At 69.2% G+C, this 19009-nt stretch carries 15 protein-coding genes; 3 read left to right on the top strand and 12 right to left on the bottom strand.

All coding sequences use genetic code 11. The annotated features are described in order from the left end of the window. Positions 1 to 63: 63 nt before the first annotated feature. On the top strand, positions 64 to 1536 hold the full coding sequence (locus tag FCG67_RS08975; protein ID WP_136908991.1) for an MFS transporter: 1473 nt from the start codon (positions 64 to 66) through the stop codon (positions 1534 to 1536). Positions 1537 to 1679: 143 nt separating this feature from the next. Further along, positions 1680 to 2663 carry a DUF6777 domain-containing protein gene (locus FCG67_RS08970; protein WP_169310473.1) on the top strand — a complete coding sequence of 328 codons (984 nt, stop codon included), beginning with the start codon at positions 1680 to 1682 and terminating at the stop codon, positions 2661 to 2663. An 18-nt stretch (positions 2664 to 2681) separates the two neighbouring features. Here FCG67_RS08970 and FCG67_RS08965 read toward each other — a convergent pair whose 3' ends face one another. From FCG67_RS08965 to FCG67_RS08910, 12 genes are all read right to left on the bottom strand, one after another. Further along, positions 2682 to 3437, bottom strand: a complete 756-nt coding sequence (locus FCG67_RS08965) for a FadR/GntR family transcriptional regulator (protein ID WP_136908987.1) — start codon at positions 3435 to 3437, stop codon at positions 2682 to 2684. An 87-nt stretch (positions 3438 to 3524) separates the two neighbouring features. Beyond that, positions 3525 to 4262 (bottom strand): ABC transporter ATP-binding protein, encoded by a 738-nt coding sequence (locus tag FCG67_RS08960; RefSeq protein WP_136908985.1) that lies wholly within the window; start codon positions 4260 to 4262, stop codon positions 3525 to 3527. Further along, entirely contained in the window at positions 4259 to 6976 is a 2718-nt protein-coding gene (locus FCG67_RS08955) for a branched-chain amino acid ABC transporter permease/ATP-binding protein (RefSeq protein WP_136908983.1), read from the bottom strand. The genes FCG67_RS08960 and FCG67_RS08955 overlap by 4 nt, the downstream gene beginning before the upstream one ends. Before the next feature lie 27 nt (positions 6977 to 7003). After that, positions 7004 to 8230, bottom strand: coding sequence for an ABC transporter substrate-binding protein (locus tag FCG67_RS08950; protein WP_169310472.1), 1227 nt, complete (start codon positions 8228 to 8230; stop codon positions 7004 to 7006). A 204-nt stretch (positions 8231 to 8434) separates the two neighbouring features. Beyond that, positions 8435 to 10393 (bottom strand): acetoacetate--CoA ligase, encoded by a 1959-nt coding sequence (locus tag FCG67_RS08945; RefSeq protein WP_136908979.1) that lies wholly within the window; start codon positions 10391 to 10393, stop codon positions 8435 to 8437. A gap of 15 nt (positions 10394 to 10408) precedes the next feature. Next, positions 10409 to 10756 (bottom strand): carboxymuconolactone decarboxylase family protein, encoded by a 348-nt coding sequence (locus tag FCG67_RS08940; RefSeq protein WP_083742898.1) that lies wholly within the window; start codon positions 10754 to 10756, stop codon positions 10409 to 10411. 59 nt (positions 10757 to 10815) lie between these two features. Further along, on the bottom strand, positions 10816 to 12012 hold the full coding sequence (locus FCG67_RS08935; RefSeq protein WP_136908977.1) for an acetyl-CoA C-acetyltransferase: 1197 nt from the start codon (positions 12010 to 12012) through the stop codon (positions 10816 to 10818). A gap of 59 nt (positions 12013 to 12071) precedes the next feature. Beyond that, the gene (locus FCG67_RS08930) at positions 12072 to 12908 is read right to left on the bottom strand and encodes an HpcH/HpaI aldolase/citrate lyase family protein (protein WP_136908975.1); all 837 of its coding nucleotides are present in this window, start codon (positions 12906 to 12908) and stop codon (positions 12072 to 12074) included. Then, a complete protein-coding gene (locus tag FCG67_RS08925; protein ID WP_246044946.1) occupies positions 12905 to 13390 on the bottom strand; it encodes a MaoC family dehydratase in 486 nt (161 codons plus the stop codon). The genes FCG67_RS08930 and FCG67_RS08925 overlap by 4 nt, the downstream gene beginning before the upstream one ends. A 26-nt stretch (positions 13391 to 13416) precedes the next feature. Then, positions 13417 to 14580: an acyl-CoA dehydrogenase family protein gene (locus tag FCG67_RS08920; RefSeq protein ID WP_097211033.1), complete on the bottom strand. Its 1164-nt coding sequence runs from the start codon at positions 14578 to 14580 to the stop codon at positions 13417 to 13419. Then, entirely contained in the window at positions 14577 to 16622 is a 2046-nt protein-coding gene (locus tag FCG67_RS08915) for an acetyl/propionyl/methylcrotonyl-CoA carboxylase subunit alpha (protein WP_136908971.1), read from the bottom strand. The genes FCG67_RS08920 and FCG67_RS08915 overlap by 4 nt, the downstream gene beginning before the upstream one ends. A gap of 5 nt (positions 16623 to 16627) precedes the next feature. Then, positions 16628 to 18205, bottom strand: a complete 1578-nt coding sequence (locus tag FCG67_RS08910; protein WP_136908969.1) for a carboxyl transferase domain-containing protein — start codon at positions 18203 to 18205, stop codon at positions 16628 to 16630. Positions 18206 to 18321: 116 nt separating this feature from the next. Between FCG67_RS08910 and FCG67_RS08905 the strand changes: the two genes are divergently transcribed. Further along, positions 18322 to 18921: an SACE_7040 family transcriptional regulator gene (locus FCG67_RS08905; protein WP_136908967.1), complete on the top strand. Its 600-nt coding sequence runs from the start codon at positions 18322 to 18324 to the stop codon at positions 18919 to 18921. The last annotated feature ends 88 nt before the right edge of the window (positions 18922 to 19009 follow it).

Here is a 19009-nt window from a genome sequence, read left to right as displayed (position 1 = left end):
ACGATGTGTACCGTACACATTTGTTGCTTTCTTCGAACTCGATCAGCGCATAGAACACAAGAGATGAGGTCCGTCGTGACCATTGCTGCCGACAGCGCGACGCGGCGCACCCGCTCCTCCACCTGGATCCTCGCCACGCTGGCGTTCTCCGGCATCGTGGTCTCGCTCATGCAGACCCTCGTCGTGCCGCTGATCCACGTCCTGCCCGAGCTGCTGAACACCTCGGCCTCCACCGCATCCTGGGTCATCACCTCCACCCTGCTGGCCGCGGCCGTCGTCACGCCGGTCTCGGGCCGCCTCGGCGACATGTTCGGCAAGCGGCGAATGATCCTGGTCAGCATGGCTTTCCTGGTCGCGGGATCGGTGGTGTGCGCGCTGAGCGAGACCGTCCCCCTGGTGATCATCGGCCGCATCCTGCAGGGCGCGGCGACCGGGGCGATCCCGCTCGGCATCAGCATCCTCCGCGACGAACTGCCCGCCGAGAAGGTGGGCGGCGCGATCTCGGTGATGAGTTCCACGATGGGCGTCGGCGGTGCGATCGGTCTGCCGCTGGCCGCGGCGACGGCGCAGAACTTCAACTGGCACATGCTGTTCTGGGCATCCGCCGCGCTGGGCACGCTCGTCGCGATCGCGGTCGCGATCCAGGTCCCCGAGTCACCCGTCCGCAATCCGGGTCGGTTCGACTACCTCGGCGCGGTGGGGCTCGCGGCCGGCCTCGTCTCGCTGCTGTTGGCGATCACCAAGGGCGCCGAGTGGGGCTGGACCAGCGCGACCACCCTCGGGCTGCTCGCCGCGTCGCTCGTCGTGTTCCTCGCGTGGGGATTCGCCGAGCTGCGCACAGCAGAGCCCCTCGTCAACCTCCGGGTGTCCGCCTCCCGACCCATCCTGCTCACCAACCTGGCCTCGGTCATGACCGGATTCGCAATGTACGCAACGTCGTTGACGGTTCCGCAGCTGCTGCAGTCCCCGCCGGAGACCGGCTACGGACTCGGCCAGTCGATGGTCATGGCCGGGCTGTGCATGGCGCCCGCAGGCATCGTGATGATGCTGCTCTCGCCGGTGTCGGCCCGCATCACCAACCGATACGGCCCGCGGACCACGCTGATGGTCGGCACCGTCGTCATCGCCGTCGGCTACCTGATCGGCGCCGTGCTGATGAACGAGGTCTGGCAGATCGCGCTCGTCTCGACCATCATCGGCGCGGGAATCGGCATCGCGTACGCGGCCATGCCGGCGCTGATCATGCGCTCGGTGCCGCTGCACGAGACGGCCGCCGCAAACGGCCTCAACTCCCTGATGCGGATGGTCGGAACGTCGTTCGCGAGTGCCGTGATGACCGTCGTGCTGGCCAACATGACCATGCCGTTCGGCCCGGCCCTGGTACCGACGCACCGGGCATTCGTGGTGACGTTTCTGATCGGCGCCGCGGCCGCGATGCTGGCGCTGCTCATCGCGGCCTTCATCCCGCGTCGGGTCCCCGCGTCCGTCGTCGCCCCAACGCCTGCCGCGGACCTGGAGCCCGAACCGGCCCGCTGAGCACCGCGCCCGAGGTCCCGCAATAGAGCCCGGTTGCCCCCCACAGTGCTTACGATGTGTGCGTGGCCACCGTCATCGCCGGGCAGGCCGCACGGTTTGCCCGACGAAGCACTGTCGCAAGGACCGGTCCGCGTGTAGGACACGTGCCGGGGCGATGGCTCGTGGTCGCGTGTGCCGTGGTGGTCGCGGCGTGTTCGAACGGGCAGGAAACACAGCCGCGCCCCCTGGCGCTGGACCGTGTGATCGCCGACGGCCGACTGCCATGGACCGACCGCCTGCTACCCCCGCAGATCCCGACTGTCGTCCCGCCCGGTCCGCCCGGCGCCGACCTCCCGAGCGCGGACGCAGGCCTCAGCGTCTCAGGAGACCGTGTCGGTCTGTACGGCGGAAGCCTCGACCGGGTCCTGTGCGACCGGGAGCGCCTGGTCGCAGACCTCGAGAGCGATCCGGTCAAGGTGGAGGCCTGGTCCGGCGTTCTCGATGTCGACGACGTGCGGAGCTACGTGCGCACCCTCACGCCCGTGCTGCTGCGCGAGGACACGAGGGTGACCAACCACGGCTACAGCGGACAACGCGCCACGTCATTTCAGTCGGTGCTCGAAGCCGGGACCATCGTCCTGATCGACGATCACGGAACGCCGCGGGTCCGATGCGCGCGGGGAAGCCCGCTGAGCGATCCGCGCGCGAGTTCGGAGCCGGCCGCGGAGGAGGACGAGTGGCCCGGCTACGACGCCGAGCGACTACTGCTCGTACAACCCGCCCAGCAGGCGATGTCGCAGGTGACCGTCGTGGACCTGACGACAGGTGGCCTCGCGGCCATTCCGATCGGGGCGGGACCACAGCAGCCGGCGGACCGACCCGGCGCGCCGCCCCCGATGCCACCCCCTGGCCCGCCGCCCCCGCCGCCTCCGCCCGTGGCACAACTCGAACCGCTCGCGGTCGCGCCGCCCCCCGTCCAGAGACAGGCGCCCGCGCCGCCGCCCGAGCCACCACCGCCACCGGCGCCGCCCCCACCCGCGCCGGAACCACCGCCGCCCGCGCCGGTTCCCGTGGCCCCACCACCACCACCGCCGCAGATCCAGGTTCAGATACCGGGGCTGCCGCCGCTGGTGATCCCGGTGCCCTGATCCCTGCGGTCTACCGAGCTACGACAGCACCTCGACGAGGGTCGTCTCGGTGTCGCCGATCATGTACTTCTCGATTGCGTCGAGGTGCTTACGCCAGAACTCCTGAGCGGCTGTGGCATCGCCCTCGCGCAGCAGCCCGAGCAGCTTGAGATAGGCGCGATGCGCCGCGCGGGCCGCGGGCCGCTCGTTGCCGCCGCCGTGTGCGGCGATGAAGAGGGCGTTGTGCGCGTCGATGATGTGCACCAACATCCCGCCGAGCACGGCGAGCGTCTGATTCCCTGCGAGGTCGATCAGAGCCTGGTGGACATCGACGTCGTGGCGCGCGAACCCGGCGGAGTCTTCCACCAGGTCGGCCCCGGCCTCGATCAGCTCCGCGAAGGTCGCGAGTGCCTCGCCGCGGTTGCCCTCGGCCAGCATTCCCACCGCGGACACCTCAAGCGATGCCCGCGCCCGGTACACGTCGATGAGCGGAGTGCCCTGGTACTGCAGCAGCAGGCCGGTGTACCGCGCGGCCACCGATGCATCGGGCGCCAAGACCCTCGCGCCACCGTGCGCGCCGCGCAGCACCGTGATGATCGATTCGGATTCGAGGATCCGGAATGCCTCGCGCAGGGTCGGCCGCGACACCCCGAACTGCTCCATGAGCACGGCCTCGTTTGGCAACGGGTCGCCCACGTTGAGTTCGCCGGTGATGATCCGTCGCCGCAGGTTGGCGGCAACCAACTCACCGGCCTTCGGCACCCGGACCACCGTCGACTTCGTTCCGGACGTCACTCGCACCCCTCGCTCCTGTTGGGTCACGCCCCGCGCTGACCAGGACGGATGACCGACCAAGGGTACAAGAGTTGACCGAATTGCTTGTTAACCGCTCTCCCCAGGCTCGCCGGACGAGAGGTAGGCCCGCTGAACCGCGTCGAGGTCCGCGCCGATCTCGGCGGCCGTCCCCTCCAGCATCACCTGACCGCGACGCATCACGTACACGCGATCAGCGACCCGCAGGACCTGGCGAACGTGCTGCTCGACCAGCAACACGCCGAGATTCTGGGTGTCCGCAGCCGCCCGCACCACATCGAGGAGCCGCGCCACGATCTGCGGCGCGAGGCCGAGGGACAGCTCGTCCGCCAGGAGCAGCTTCGGGTTCCTGGCCAGCGCCCTGGCCAGGGTGAGCATCTGCTGCTCGCCACCGGACAACAGGCCGGCCGGCCGCCCGAGCAGCGCGCGCAGTTCCGGGAAGATCGCGCACGCGGCATCGGCCTTGACGCCGGCCAGCCGCAGGTTGTCCGCGGCCGTGAGCCCCATGATCACCGACCGCTCCTCGGTGACATAGCTCAGGCCTCTCCTCGCCAGGGTGGCGAGCGATGCCTTCTTGTCGGAACCGAGAACGGACACGCGGCCCGAGATCGGCGCCAACTCGCCCGCCACCGTCAGCATCGTGGTGGACTTCCCGGCACCGTTGGCTCCGATCAGCGCCACCACCTCCCCCGAGCGCACGGTGATGTCGAGGCCGCGGCACACCACGGTCCCGCCGTAGCCAGCGGTCAGTCCCTGGCATTCGAGCACCGTCGTGGACGGCACCGCCTTCTCCTGGGTGATGGTCATCGCCCTGCCTCCGTCGTCTCGTCTTCTGTGCCCAGGTAAGCGTCGCGGACCGCCGAGCTGGCGGCGATCTCGTCCGGCGTGCCCGCCGCGATCACCTTGCCCGCCTCGAGTACCACGATCCGATCGCAGGTGGACATCACCAGGCCCATGTCGTGCTCGATGAGGAGCACCCCTGCCCCACGCTGCACGGCCAGGTGCCGGATGGCGACCGCGAGTTCTCGGCTCTCGGCGTCGTCCAGCCCGGCCGCGGGCTCGTCGAGCAGGATGACGGACGGAGCAGAGGCGACCGCCCTGGCAATGCCCACCAGTCGGCGCCTGCCGTAGGACAGCTCGCTCGGCAACACGTCGAGGTCCTTCTCCAGCTCGAAGTCCCGCACGACCGTGGACGCGCTTGGCGAGAGCGGGTGGCGGCCAGGGCTGACCAGGTCGGTGAGCCACGTGCGCCAAGTCGACTCGTCGGCGCCTGCGTGGATGTTCTCGCCGACCGTGACGTCCTCGAACAGTTCCAGCGACTGGAACGATCGACGGAGGCCGCCCTTGGAGCGCCGCGCGGTGGACCAGTCGGTGATGTCCTGGTCGCCGAGCGTGAGCTGTCCGGACGTGGGGCTGACGAATCCGGTGATCGCGTCGATCACGGTGGTCTTGCCTGCGCCGTTGGGTCCGATCAGACCCACCACCTGTCCGGGCGCGATGTCGAGATCGACGCCGTCAACGGCGGTCACGCCGCCGAACCTCACCGTCAGACCGCGCACCGCCAGCGGCGTCGGAGTGACCGAACCGGTCGGCGATTCCGCGGAGAGTTCCTGACCGCGGCCCTGGGTGCGGGTCACCAGCGCGCCCAGCCCGGGGACCTTCCGAATCCCGCGGGAGATCATGTCGGCGATGCCGTTCTGGTTGGTCAGCAGGGTGACGATGAGGATCACGCCGCCGAGGAGCGCGGCGATGGCCAAGCCGGACAGCAACCGACTGAAGAGGGCGCCGGGCGCCATCAGCGAGCCGATGAGGCTACCCGTGACGAACCCGAGGCCGCCGGTCACCGCCTGGACCACGGCGTTGATCGACGCGAACACATTGAACTCGAGGTAGGTGACGGCGGTGTTGCGCAGGCCGAGGAGGATGCCGGCCACCGCGGCCAGGCCGGACGCGAGCGCAAAGGCGTAGATCTTGACCCCGAACACGCTGATGCCGAGCGAGGCCGCGGCCCGCTCGTTGGTGCGCACGGCGATGAGCCGTCGCCCGGTGCGCGAGCGCCGCAGGTTCGCGACCATCAGACCGCACACGACCAACGCCACGAGGCACACCGTCGCCCATCGCTCAGGATGGACACTCGGCGTCACGTCGAGTCCGAACAGGCTCAGCTGGTGGATCTTCACCGAGCCCTCGAGCTTGTCGCCGGTGAAGGTCGGGTTGTTGAACACCATCTCCTGGATGGTGAACCCGAGCCCCAGGGTGACCACCGCGAGGTTCACACCCCGCGTGCGCAACGCCGGGAGCGCGAACACCACACCGATCGCGATCACGGCGAGCACGCTCACCAGTGCCGCGGGTATCAGCGACCAACCGGCCTCGCCGACGAGTCGCGCGGCGAACAGCGCGCCGAGGCCGCCGACGGTGTACTGGGCGAGCGAGAGTTGGCCGGCGTAACCGGTCAGCACCACGATCGAGAGCAGGAACACCGCTGCGGCCAGCGTCAAGGTCAGCGACCGCAGCCAATCGCCGCCGCTGAGGATGATGCCAACGGCCACCAGGATCCCGAGGACGACGAGTGGCCAACGGATCTCGCCGGAACCGAGCGTGGGCAGCCGCTCGGAGACATGGCTGCGCAACGGCAGCCCCTTCCCCCGCACCACCAGCACCACCAGGATCACCAAGAACGGCACCGCCCGGTTGATGCCGGTGAGGGTCTCCATCCCGAGCAGATCCCGCAGGTCCTCCTGGTAGAGGACGACCAGGCTCTCGCCGACGCCGAGCAGCAGACCGCCGAGCAGGGTGAGCGGGAAGGAGCGGAAGCCGCCGAGAAGGGCCGCGGCAAGCGCCGAGACCGTCACGATCACCACGAAGGCCGACGGGGTGAGCCCGGTCAAGGGCGCCACCAGGACTCCGGCGGCACCGGCGAGCGCGCCGCCGACCGTCCAGGTCAGCGCGGCAAGGCGCTGCGGGGACCAGCCGAGCGCGGCGGCGGCGCGCTCGTGCTCGGCTGCCGCGGTGATGGCCAGGCCCACCCGGGTGAACTTGGTCCACGCCCACAGCGCCGCCGTCGACGCCACCGCGATACCCAGCAGGATCATCCGATCCTGCTGCACCACAACACCTCCCCAGCGATACGCCTCGTCGGGCAGGAAGGTTCGCACCCGGATCGACGTACTGCCGTAGTACTGCTGCACCCCCGCCTGCAGGATCACCATCAGGCCGAGGGTGGCGGCCAGCCGGACGATCGGCGCGGCATTGGCGAGCCACCGCAACACCAGCAGCTGAAATGCCAGGCCGATCAGTCCGGCCACCACCACTGCCACCAGGAAAGCCGGCAGCAGACCCCAGTCGTGGTCACGCTTCAGGGTTTCCAGACATATGTAGGCCCCCACCATGGCGATCGCGCCCTGGGCGAAGTTCACCACCCCGGATCCGCGGTAAACCAGCACGATGCCCTGCGCCAGGAGCGCGTAGGCCGAGCCCGCTCCCAGGCCGAGAATCGCGAACTGCAAGAACTCAGTCATTCGTCAATCTCCATGGTGGGGCGTGAACTAGGCGGTGGGGGTGCGCAGGTCGTACTGCGTCGGATCGGTGACCAGCACGTCACCGTCGAACGACATCTTGTACATCATCGAGTTCGAGATCCGCGGGAAGATCCCGAACTGCTCCACCGCTCCCGGAGTCCAGGCCGGGATCAGGCCGGCCATGTCGATGTCCTTGGCGTTCTCGAATCCCTTCCAGATGTTCGCGGCGTCGATCTCGGTCCGGTTCTTTGCCACCTCGCCGAACGCGCGCACCGACAACCACGGGTTCACCGCATCGCCTGTGAGGTTCTGCAGCTCGAGCTCCTCCTTGCCGGACTTGTCCATGTCCGCCAGGAATTCCTTGAGACCGGGGAAGTCCTCGGTGCTCGACGAGGGCGCGGGGGTCGGGCTGGTGTACGTCGAGGTCGTGGCGAAGGTGCCGAGGTCCTGCAGGTCGGCCTGGGTGAAGCCCGCCGTCCCCAGCGCGAAGGTCAGCTTCGACCCGAGCTGCTCGAATGCCTGGGCGATCGGGTTGGCGTCGGACGCGCCGAGCGCCATGATCACGCCCTGTGCGTCATTGCGCTCGGCCGCGGCGATGAACTGGGTGTAGTCGGTCGCGCCTGCGCCAACCGCGACGTCGTTGACGATCTCGGCGCCCTTCGCCTGTACCGCCGGGGTCAGCAGCCCGACCAGCTGCGCGGTGACCGGGAGGTCGGGGCGCATCAGGGAGAGCTTGGTCTTACCCTGCGCGACCAGGATGTCGATCATCCCGTACAGGTTGAGCAGCGAGCCGGAGAACGGGGTGTAGATATTTGTGGCGATGAACTCCGACATGTTCACCGGGTTCAGCCCGACTCGGGCGATGCCGGCGTCGAACAGGATCTTCGACGTCGCCTCGGACGAGGCAGGCGTGAAGTCAGCGAGGGTCGCGACTGCCCCCTCGGAGACCATCTTGTTCGCGCAGTCGACCTCCTTGTTCGGATCGCCCATGGAGTCGCACTGCAGCAGCTCGAGCGGGCGTCCGTTCACGCCGCCACGCTCGTTGAATGCGTCGACCGACGCGACAGTGCTCGCGGCGTACGTGGCGGATCCGAGGCCAGGCGCCTCGATGGGCACGATCTGACCGACCTTGATCGGATCACCGGTCGCGGCGTTGTCGGCCGCGTCTGCGCCGCCGTCGCTGCTACAGCCCGCGGCGACCAGGCTGGCGGTCGCGAGAGCGGCGATCGCGGGGGCGATTCTCTTGAAGTTCACGGCGCGTCCTTTGCATGTGGGCAGCTTCCATCTCGGACGCCAGCGCCGGATCCACCCCGTTGAGCTGCGGTTACCCGCTCGCTCTCGGTCGCGAAACCCCGCTGCCGCCCGCCTTGGCTGCAGCGTATGGGAACGCGATGCAAAATATGGTGAACTTCACAAAAATTTAGTTACATGATGAGACGCAATTATCTCCCGCCCAGGTCAGCGCCTCTGCTGGAGATACCAGTCGATGAGCTCGGGGTCGTCGATCGCGCTCCGATCGAGGATTCGGTCCGCGTCGGCGCCCTGGAACATCCGCTTGATCGGCACCTCCAGCTTCTTTCCTGTGCGGGTGTGCGGGACACCGGGCGCCGCGATGATCTCGTCCGGCACATGCCGCGGGGATGCCTGCTCGCGGATCGTCGACTTGATCCGGTCCTCGAGCGCGCCGTCGAGCACCGCCCCGTCCGCGAGCACAACGAACAGCGGCATCCAATATCCGCCGTCCGGTTGCTCGGCCCCGATGACGAGCGCCTCGGCGATCTCCGGCAGGCGTTCGACGGCCTGGTAGATGTCCGCACTGCCCATCCGGATCCCGTTGCGGTTGAGCGTCGAGTCCGAGCGGCCGTGCATCAGCACGCTGCCCCGTTCGGTGATGGTGATCCAGTCGCCGTGCCGCCACACTCCGGGGAAGTCGTCGAAGTACGCGTCGTGGTAACGCTTTCCGTCGGGGTCGTTCCAGAATCGGATCGGCATGGACGGCATCGGCTTGGTGATGACCAGTTCCCCCACATCACCACGGATGGGCACGCCGCCCTCGTCGTAGGCCTCGAGTGCGACCCCGAGGAAGGGCGCAGACAGTTCGCCCGGCCAGACCGGGACGGTGCGCGCGCCACCGATGAAGGCGGAGACCACGTCCGTGCCACCGGTGATGGAAGCCACTGGCACACCGACGTTCTCGGCGATCCAGAGCGAGGAGGACGCCGGCAGTGTCGATCCGGTGATCCCCACCGTGCGCAGCGCACTCAGGTCGTGGTCGCGGCGCGGGACCACGCCCGCCTTCGCGCAGGCGAGCACGTAGCCCGGACTGGTGCCGAGCACGGTGGCCCGGTGCCGCGCGGTGAGCGCCCACAGCGAATCGACGTCCGGGTACCCGGGGTTGCCGTCGAAACAGACGATGGTGGCACCGACCAGCAGTCCGGCGATCTGGAAGTTCCACATCATCCAGCTCGGGCTGGTGTACCAGAAGAAGGTGTCCTCGGGCCCGATGTCCATCTGCAGGGCAACCGATTTCAGGTGTTCGAGGAGCACGCCGCCGTGCCCGTGCACGATCCCCTTCGGCAGGCCGGTGGTGCCCGAGGAGAACACCACCCAGAGCGGATGGTCGAAGTCGACGTCCACCGGTTCGAGCGGCGCCTCGCCCGCGGTCGCGGCCGCCCAGGACACGACGCCTTCGGGCTCACCGGACTCGGAGCCGGCGTCCGCACCGAGCCGACGCACCAGCACGGTCGTCGTCAGGCTCGGCATCCCGGCCCGCAGTTCCGCGATCGCGTCGCTACGGTCGTGCTGCTTGCCGCCGAAGCGGTAGCCGTCCGCGGTGATCAGCACCGACGGTTCGAGCTGGCCCAGCCGGTCCAAGGCGGCGGGGGCCGAGTAGTCCTGGCCGCAGGCCGCCCAGATCGCGCCGAGGCTCGCCGTCGCGAGGAAGGCCACGACGGTCTCCGGGATGTTCGGCAGGTAGCCGACCACCCGGTCGCCCGGGCCGACGCCGTTCGCCCGCAGGGTCGCGGCGAGCGCACCCGCCTGCCTGCGCAGCTCCGCCCAGGACATGGTGACGTCCTCGGAGGCCGTCTCACCGGAGTAGACGATGGCGGGCCGGTCCGAGCGCTCGTTGCGCAGCACCCGGTCCACGTAGTTGAGCCGGACCCCGGGGAACCACACCGCACCGGGCATCCGGTCCTTGGCGAGCACCTCGCCGACCGGCGTCGCGGACCTGAGCCCGAAGTAGTCCCAGACCGACCGCCAGAAATCGTCGAGATGCTCGACCGACCATCGCCACAGCGAGTGATAGTCGGGCACGGACACCGAGTACTCCCGCTCGACCCATGAGGCGAAATCGGTGATCCGGGCGTTCCGCACGTCATCGCGTGTCGGTTCCCACTGCGGCTGAAGCGATTCCATGCGGTTCGTCCTCTCTCAGTCAGTCTGTTTCGGCCCGAGGTCCTCGGTGAGGACCTCCTGCACCACGCGCATCGCGGCGAGCGCGGCCGGCGCGCCGCAGTACCCGCTGGTGTGGATGATCGCCTCGGTGATCTCCTCGCGGCTCAGGCCGTTCCGGAGTGCCCCGCGGACGTGCCCGCGCAGCTCCGATTCCGCGCGCAGCGCCGTCAGCATGCCCAGGTTCAGCAGGCTGCGGTCCCGCCGGCTCAGGCCGTCGCGGGTCCAGACCGAACCCCACACCGTCTCGGTGATGTGCCGCTGGATCGCCTCGCTGTCGGTGCCGAGGTCGCGGGTCAGCGCGCGGTCGACGAAGTCGTCGCCCATCACCTCACGCCGGACGGCGAGGCCGGCGTCGAACCGGCTGTCGCCTTCGTCCTGGCCTGTCACTTCTTGGGGACCCGGATGATCAGCGCATCACCCTGACCGCCGCCGCCGCACAGCGCGGCCGCGCCGACGCCACCGCCGCGGCGCTCCAGTTCCAGCGCCAGGTGCAGGGCGATCCGCGCGCCGGACATGCCGAGCGGATGTCCGACGGCGATCGCGCCGCCGTTCACGTTGACCTTGGCCGGGTCGAGGCCGAGCTCGCGCGTGGACGCGATGCCGACGGCCGCGAAGGCCTCGTTGATCTCGACGAGGTCGAGATCGGTCGGGGCGATGCCCTCCTTCGCGCAGGCCTTGGCGATCGCGCGCGCGGGCTGCGACTGCAGGGTGGAGTCGGGGCCTGCGACGACGCCGTGCGCGCCGATCTCGGCGATCCAACTCAGGCCCAGCTCCTGCGCCTTGGTCTTACTCATCACGACCACGGCGGCGGCGCCGTCGGAGATCGGCGAGGCCGAGCCCGCGGTGATGGTGCCGTCCTTGCTGAAGGCCGGGCGCAGCGTGCCCAGCGACTCGACGGTCGTGTCGGCGCGGATGCCCTCGTCCTCGGCGAAGACGATCGGATCGCCCTTGCGCTGCGGGATCTCCACCGGCACGACCTCGTTGTCGAACAGGCCGTTCTTCCAGGCGCGCGCGGCGTTCTGGTGCGAGGCCGCCGCGAACGCGTCCTGCTCCTCACGGGTGATGTGGGTGGCTTCCTGCTGGTTGACCTGCTCGGTCAGCAGCCCCATCGCCTGGTCGGTGAAGATGTCGTGCAGGCCGTCGTAGGCCATGTGGTCACGCATGGTCACGTCGCCGTACTTGAAGCCCTCACGGCTCTTCTCCAGCATGTGCGGTGCGCGGCTCATCGACTCCTGGCCACCGGCGACCACGATGTCGAACTCGCCCGCGCGGATCAGCTGGTCGGCCAGCGCGATCGCGTCGACGCCAGAGAGACACACCTTGTTGATCGACAGGGCGGGCACGTCCATCGGGATGCCCGCGGCCACGGCCGCCTGGCGCGCGGGCATCTGACCGGCGCCCGCGGTCAGCACCTGGCCCATGATCACGTACTCGACACTCTCGGGCGCGACGCCCGCCTTCTCCAGCGCGCCCTTGATGGCGATGCCACCGAGATCGGACCCGGAGAAGCCCTTTAGCGAACCGAGGAGCCGACCCATCGGGGTACGGGCTCCGGCGACGATGACAGTGGACTCGGACATCAGCTTGCTGTTCCCTTCACATTTCTCAGCACCTTCGGATTTCTCGGCGACTGAACTGTTCACAACGATTCACTCCGGCGGACGATCGCCTCCGCGTGCCGAAGCACCGGCGCGTCCACCATCTTCCCCTCGAAGGCGAAGACCCCGCGCTCCTCGGACACCGCGGCGAGCACCCTGCGCGCCCAGGCGAGATCCTCCGCGCTGGGTTCGTAGGCGGCCCGGATCACGGCGACCTGACTCGGATGGATGGCCACCTTGGCGTCGAACCCGACCGCGACCGCGTCCAGGGACTCCGTGCGCAGACCGTCCAGGTCCTTGATGTCGAGGTAGACCGAGTCCAGCGCGAACCGGCCGTGCGCCTTGGCAGCCAGCAGTGAGCCGGAGCGCACGTGCCTTGCCACATCGCGATAGGAGCCGTCGGTGTGGCGGCTGGCGTTCCCGCCGAGCGCCGCGACCAGGTCCTCCGCGCCCCACATCACCCCGATCGCGTTCGCGACCTGTGCGGACTCGGCAACCGTCAGGGCGCCGAGCGGGGACTCGATCAGGGCGATCACCTCGCGCGGGGCGAGTGAGCGCACCTGTTCCGCCGACTCGCACTTGGGCAGCATCACCCGCGGATAGCGGGTCTGCAGCAGCGCCTCCAGGTCGAGCGCCTGGTCCTCGGTGCCCGCCGCGTTGATCCGCACCACGGTGCGCTCGGGGTCGAGCGGGGTGTCGATCAGCGCGCGACGGGCGGCCGCCTTGTCCGCCGGGGCGACCCCGTCCTCGAGGTCGAGGATGACGACGTCCGCGGCGGCCGCGGCCTTCGCGTAGCGCTCCGGCCGATCCGCCGGGCAGAAGAGCCAGGCCGGGCCGGGCGGTGCCCACCCCGAGGAGTGACCGGAATTCGCCGTCATGACGGCCTCTTCCTGACCAGCGTCTTGCGCACCGCCGTCGCCACCACATCGCCGTGCTGATTCCGCGCGGTGTGCGCCAGGGTGATGATGCCCTCGCCCGGCCTGCTCTTCGACTCCCGCTTGTCGGTGATCACCGTCTCGGCGTACATGGTGTCGCCGTGGAAGAGCGGCTTGGGGAAGGAGATCTCGGAGAACCCGAGGTTCGCGACGATCGTCCCCTGGGTGAGCTGAGCAACCGACAGGCCGACCAGGGTGGACAGCGTGAACATCGAGTTCACCAGCCGCTGGTTGAACGGCGGCAACTGCTCGCTGAACGCGGCGTCCAGGTGCAGCGCCTGGGTGTTCATCGTCAGCGTGGTGAACAGGACGTTGTCCGCCTCGGTGACGGTGCGACCGGGGCGGTGCTCGTAGACGACGTCGGTCTCGAACTCCTCGAACCAGAGTCCGCGCTGGACGACCCTCTTGCGGTCCGGTGCTGTCACATCCCCCGTCGCTTCGCTCGCCCCGGTCACAGCCCGGCCTCGCGTGCGATCAGCATCAGCTGCACCTCGGTGGTGCCCTCACCGATCTCGAGGATCTTGCTGTCCCGGTAGTGCCGGGCGACCGGGTACTCGTTCATGAAGCCGTAGCCGCCGAAGATCTGGGTGGCGTCGCGGGCGTTGTCCATCGCGGCCTCGCTGGCGACCAGCTTGGCGATGGAGGCCTGCTTCTTGAAGGGCTTGCCCGCCAGCATGAGTGCGGCCGCGTCGTAGTACGCGGTGCGGGCGACGTGCGCGCGCACCTCCATCCGCGCGATCTTGAAGGCGATGGCCTGGTTGGCGCCGATCGGCTTGCCGAACGCCTCGCGCTCCTTGGCGTACTTGACCGACTCGTCCACGCAGCCCTGCGCCGCACCGACGCTCAGCGCCGCGATCGCGATCCGGCCCTCGTCGAGGATGCGCAGGAAGTTCGCGTAGCCACGCCCGCGCTCGCCCAGCAGGTTCTCTTGCGGCACCCGGACATCCTGGAAGGTCAGCGGGTGGGTGTCGGAGGCGTTCCAGCCGACCTTGTTGTACGCCGGCTCCGCGGTGAATCCGGGAGTGGAGGTCGGCACCAGGATGGTGGAGATCTCCTTCTTTCCGTTCTCCTTCTCACCGGTGACCGCGGTGACGGTGACCAGGCGGGTGATGTCGGTGCCGGAGTTGGTGATGAACTGCTTGTTGCCGTTGATGATCCAGTCGCCGCCGTCTTCCTTCGCGGTGGTCCTGGTGCCGCCCGCGTCGCTGCCCGCTCCCGGCTCGGTGAGGCCGAACGCGGCCAGCGCCTTGCCGCTCGTGAGCTGCGGCAGCCACTCCTGCTTCTGCGCCTCGTTTCCGAAGCGGTAGATCGGCATCGCGCCGAGCGAGACGCCCGCTTCCAGGGTGATGGCCACGGACTGGTCGACCTTGCCGAGCTCCTCGAGGGCGAGGCACAGCGCGAAGTAGTCGCCGCCCTGTCCGCCGTACTCCTCGGAGAACGGCAGGCCGAACAGGCCCAGCTCGGCCATTCCCGCGACGACCTCGTACGGGAAGGTGTGGTTCGCGTCGTGCTCGGCGGCGACCGGCGCGACGACGGTCTGTGCGAAGTCGCGGACCACCTTCGCGAGCTGCTGGTACTCGTCGGGCAGCGATCCGGAGGAGAGGTAATCGGTCATGACGCGGCGCCCTTCGTGGTCGTCTCTGCGAGTTCGGGTTGTCCTGAGTTATCTGATGTCTCGGGTGCGTGCGGGATCACGCGAGCGAGGATCTGGTCGACCTTCACCTGGTCGCCCGCCGCGACGAGCAGCTCGACGGTGCCGTCGATGGGAGAGGTCAGCGAGTGCTCCATCTTCATCGCCTCGACCACGACCACCGCGGTGCCCGCTGTGACGGTCGCGCCGTGCTCCACACCGACCGCGATGACAGCGCCCGGCATCGGGCTGGTGATCTCGGCCTCCCCCGCGTGCGCGTCACCCGTTCGGACGCTGACCTCCCGAACCTCGCGCAGGACCGCGGTCCCGTCGGTGCCCGAGAGCCAGATGTGACCGTCGTGGGCGGCCACCAGGTAGCTCGCCCGCAGTCCGTCCACCGCCACGGACAACGTGGAACCGTCCAATGATGCTGTCAGCCTTCGTGTTTCACCGTCCTCCATCGACACCAGCGCGTCGCCTGGCGTACCGACGATCCGCACGTGGTCGGTGCGGGCGGGCGAGGCGAGGCGGATGCTGGTCGGTGCCGGGGTACCGACGCGCCAGCCGGTCGGCCGCTCCCACAGGTCGGCCTCGGCGCCCTGCGGCCAGCGAGTCAGCCACCGGTACGCGCCTGCCGCGATGAACTGCGCGTCCGAGGCGTCGGCCGCGACGTAGTCCTCGAGCCTGCGGTCGAGCAGGCCGGTGTCGAGGCGGCCCGCGACGACGTCGGGGTCCGCGAGCAGGAACCGCGCGAAGTCGATGTTGGTGACCACGCCGAGCACCGCGGTGTCGGCGAGCGCCCGGTCGAGCTTGCGCAGCGCCCCGGCGCGGTCGGCGGCGTGCGCGATGACCTTCGAGAGCATCGGGTCGTAGTCGCTGCCGACCTCGGTGCCCGCCCGCAGGCCCGAATCGACCCGGATACCGGGACCGGACGGCTCCACGACGTCGAGGACAAGTCCGCCCGTTGGCAGGAAGCCGCGGGCGGGGTCCTCGGCGTAGACGCGGGCCTCGATGGCGTGGCCGGTCATGGTGATCTCGTCCTGGGAGATGCCGAGCTTCTCGCCTGCGGCCACCCGGACCTGCCACTCGACCAGGTCGAGCCCGGTGACCATCTCGGTGACCGGATGCTCCACCTGCAGGCGGGTGTTCATCTCCATGAAGAAGAACTCGTCGGGGCGGTCCGCGGAGACGATGAACTCCACGGTGCCTGCGCCGGTGTAGTCGACGCTCCGCGCGGTGTTGCAGGCCGCCTCGCCGATCCGGGCGCGGGTGGCCTCGTCGAGCAGCGGCGAGGGCGCCTCCTCGATGACCTTCTGGTGACGACGCTGCAGGCTGCACTCGCGCTCGCCGAGGTGCACTACGTTGCCGTGGGTGTCGGCGAGGATCTGCACCTCGATGTGCCGGGGGCGCAGTACGAACCGCTCCAGGAACAGGGTGTCGTCGCCGAAGGCGGATGCGGCCTCGCGGCGCGCGCTTGCCAGCGCGTCGGCGAGCTTGTCCGGCTCCTCGACCAGGCGCATGCCCTTGCCGCCGCCGCCGGCGGACGGCTTCACGAGCACCGGGTAGCCGATGTCCTCGGCCGCGGCGATCAGCTCGGCGTCGGTCAGTCCGGGCCGGGCGATGCCGGGCACCACCGGGACGTCGAACTCGGCCACCGCGTTCTTGGCGGTGATCTTGTCGCCCATCACCTCGATGGCCCGGACGGACGGCCCGAGGAAGGCGATGCCTGCGTCCTCGAGGGCGGCCGCGAAGGCCGCGTTCTCGGAGAGGAATCCGTAGCCGGGGTGCACCGCCTGGGCGCCCGTCCGCTTCGCCGCGTCGACCACCTTCGCGATGTCGAGGTAGCTCTCCCTCGCCGCCGCGGGGCCGAGCAGGACCGCGGTGTCGGCCTCGCGGACGTGTCGCGCGCCTGCGTCCGCCTCGCTGTACACGGCCACCGAGCGGATGCCCATGGCACGCAGGGTGCGGATGACGCGGACCGCGATCTCGCCGCGGTTGGCGACGAGAACGGTGGAAAATTCAGTCATCTCACTCACATCCTGAAGACGCCGTAGGAGACCGGCTCGAGCGGCGCCTGAGCGCACGACGAAAGTGCCAGTCCTAGAACAGTTCTGGTGTCCGCGGGGTCGATGATTCCATCGTCCCACAGTCGGGCGGTCGAATAGTAGGGGTTGCCCTGCGCCTCGTACTGCGCGCGGATCGGCGCCTTGAAGGACTCCTCATCCTCCGCCGACCAGGGCTTGCCCGAGGCGTCGAGCTGATCGCTGCGGACGGTGGCCAGCACCGAGGCCGCCTGCTCGCCGCCCATCACCGAGATCCGCGCGTTCGGCCACATCCAGAGGAACCGGGGCGAGTAGGCGCGGCCACACATCGAGTAGTTGCCTGCGCCGTAGGAGCCACCGATCACCACCGTGAGCTTGGGGACGCGCGCGCACGCAACCGCGGTCACCATCTTGGCGCCGTGCTTGGCGATGCCGCCCGCCTCGTAGTCGCGGCCGACCATGAACCCGGCGATGTTCTGCAGGAACAGCAGCGGCACGCTGCGCTTGTCGCACAGCTCGATGAAGTGGGCGCCCTTCATCGCGGACTCGGCGAAGAGCACGCCGTTGTTGGCGACGATGCCGACCGGGTGCCCGTGGATGTGGGCGAAGCCGGTGACCAGGGTCTTGCCGTACTCGGCCTTGAACTCCTGGAACTCGCCACCGTCCACGATCCGGGTGATCACCTCGTGCACGTCGTACGGGGTGCGCGGGTCCGTCGGGACGACGTCGTAGAGCTCCTCCTGCAGTGCGGTCGGCTCGACCGTCGGGATCACGTCCCACGGCCGGTCCGTGCGCGGGCCGAAGGTGGCGACGATCCGGCGCACGATGCGCAGCGCATCCTGATCGTCCTCGGCGAGGTGGTCGGTGACGCCGGAGACCTTCGAGTGCAGGTCACCGCCGCCCAGGTCCTCGGCCGTGACGACCTCACCGGTCGCGGCCTTCACCAGCGGCGGGCCGCCGAGGAAAATGGTGCCCTGGTTGCGCACGATGACGGCCTCGTCGCTCATCGCGGGAACATAGGCGCCGCCCGCGGTGCAGGAGCCCATCACCGCCGCGATCTGCGGGATGCCCTTGGCGCTCAGGTTGGCCTGGTTGAAGAAGATGCGCCCGAAGTGCTCGCGATCGGGGAAGACGTCGTCCTGACGGGGCAGGAAGGCACCGCCGGAGTCGACCAGGTAGAGGCACGGCAGATTGTTCTGCAGCGCGATCTCCTGCGCGCGCAGGTGCTTCTTCACGCTCATCGGGTAGTAGGTGCCGCCCTTGACGGTGGCGTCGTTCGCGACGATGACGCATTCGCGGCCGGAGACCCGGCCGATGCCTGCGATCACGCCTGCGCCGGGGCACTCGTCGTCGTACATGCCGTTCGCGGCCAGCGGCGAGAACTCGAGAAACGGGCTGCCCGGGTCCAGCAGGGTGTCCACCCGCTCGCGCGGCAACAGCTTTCCCCTGCTCACGTGGCGTTGTCGCGATTGCTCACTGCCGCCGAGCGCAGCGGTCGCGAGCCGCTCGCGCAGCTCGGTCACCAGGCGTACGTGCTCGCCCCGGTTGCGCTCCCCGTCGATGGTCATGTCGTCGCCCTGTCTGCTCAGATCGGTTCGCGGTCAGTTAATTGCCAATAACCGAATCTAAGATAACTATGATTAACTGAGTTGTCCAGACCCACAGGTTGAAGGGAGGTGCCGGCGTGACAATCGACGATTCGGCGCTGACCAAGCGCGGCCGCGCGAAAGCAGATCGCCGTCGGCAGCTCCTGCAGGCCGCCGCCCGCCTGATCGCCGAGCGAGGCTTCGCAGGGGTTCGCCTCGAGGACCTCGGATCCGCGGTCGGGATCAGCGGCCCCGCCGTCTACCGGCACTTCCCCAACAAGGAGGCGCTGCTGGTGGAGCTGCTGGTCGACATCAGCCGTCGCCTGCTCGAGGGCGGTACCGCCGTCGACGACGCGGCCTCGACCCCGGACGAGGCACTCGCCGGACTGATCGAGTTCCACCTCGACTTCGCGCTCGGCGAGCCCGACCTCATTCGCGTGCAGGACCGCGACCTGGAGTCGCTGCCCGCGGCCGAGCGCAGGCAGGTTCGGCAGTTCCAGCGCCGCTACGTCGAGGTGTGGGTCGAGGTCCTCCGGAAGGTGGACCCGGAGCTGGCGGAGTCGGATGCCCGGATCAAGGCGCACGCGACATTCGGTCTGATCAACTCCACCCCGCACAGCGTGAACCCGTCCGCGCCCGCCCACACCCGGGCGGTGCTGCGCGCGATGACAGCGGCGGCGCTCGCGCCTGGGGTCTAGGCCCGCACCCGCCCTCGACGCCCTCGCCGCAAGGACGCACACCCCTTCACAAGGTCGCACCCCCTTTGGGTCGCCAGACCCTGTGCGT

The sequence above is a fragment of the Rhodococcus oryzae genome, from assembly GCF_005049235.1.
Classification (GTDB): domain Bacteria; phylum Actinomycetota; class Actinomycetes; order Mycobacteriales; family Mycobacteriaceae; genus Rhodococcus_G; species Rhodococcus_G oryzae.
This window is presented reverse-complemented; position numbering and strand designations above follow the sequence as displayed.

Bases quoted from the DNA above. Each gene is read 5' to 3' on its own strand.
- FCG67_RS08975 (WP_136908991.1), top strand. From the start codon at position 64: ATGAGGTCCGTCGTGACCATTGCTGCCGACAGCGCGACGCGGCGCACC.
- FCG67_RS08960 (WP_136908985.1), bottom strand. From the start codon at position 4,262: ATGACCATCACCCAGGAGAAGGCGGTGCCGTCCACGACGGTGCTCGAA.
- FCG67_RS08955 (WP_136908983.1), bottom strand. From the start codon at position 6,976: ATGACTGAGTTCTTGCAGTTCGCGATTCTCGGCCTGGGAGCGGGCTCG.
- FCG67_RS08945 (WP_136908979.1), bottom strand. From the start codon at position 10,393: ATGGAATCGCTTCAGCCGCAGTGGGAACCGACACGCGATGACGTGCGG.
- FCG67_RS08940 (WP_083742898.1), bottom strand. From the start codon at position 10,756: ATGGGCGACGACTTCGTCGACCGCGCGCTGACCCGCGACCTCGGCACC.
- FCG67_RS08935 (WP_136908977.1), bottom strand. From the start codon at position 12,012: ATGTCCGAGTCCACTGTCATCGTCGCCGGAGCCCGTACCCCGATGGGT.
- FCG67_RS08930 (WP_136908975.1), bottom strand. From the start codon at position 12,908: ATGACGGCGAATTCCGGTCACTCCTCGGGGTGGGCACCGCCCGGCCCG.
- FCG67_RS08920 (WP_097211033.1), bottom strand. From the start codon at position 14,580: ATGACCGATTACCTCTCCTCCGGATCGCTGCCCGACGAGTACCAGCAG.
- FCG67_RS08915 (WP_136908971.1), bottom strand. From the start codon at position 16,622: ATGACTGAATTTTCCACCGTTCTCGTCGCCAACCGCGGCGAGATCGCG.
- FCG67_RS08910 (WP_136908969.1), bottom strand. From the start codon at position 18,205: ATGACCATCGACGGGGAGCGCAACCGGGGCGAGCACGTACGCCTGGTG.